The following is a 251-nucleotide window of genomic DNA, read 5'->3' on the forward strand; positions in this document are numbered from 1 at the left end:
ACCGGGCCCTCCAGGACCAGCGGCTCCACGAGCGCCAGCTCCTCGACCCGGCCCGCGCCGAGCTCACGGCCGGCGGCCAGGACGAGGTCCAGGATCCCGGTGCCGGGGACGAGCACCGTGCCGAAGGCGGCGTGGTCGCGCAGCCACGGCTGGCCGTTCGGCGCCAATCGGCCGGTGAACAGGTGGCCCTCGCCCTCGGCCAGAGCAGTCGCGGCGCCCAGCCAGGGGTGAGCGGACGCCTCCAGGCCCAT

General features: G+C 76.5%; 1 protein-coding gene. It reads right to left on the reverse strand.

Annotated features, from left to right (window positions below; all coding sequences use genetic code 11):
• On the reverse strand, positions 1-251 hold a 251-nt coding region (locus VM95_RS38300; protein WP_045706416.1), incomplete at both ends, for a polyketide synthase dehydratase domain-containing protein.

The sequence above is a fragment of the Streptomyces rubellomurinus genome (genome assembly GCF_000961885.1).
Lineage (GTDB): Bacteria > Actinomycetota > Actinomycetes > Streptomycetales > Streptomycetaceae > Kitasatospora > Kitasatospora rubellomurina.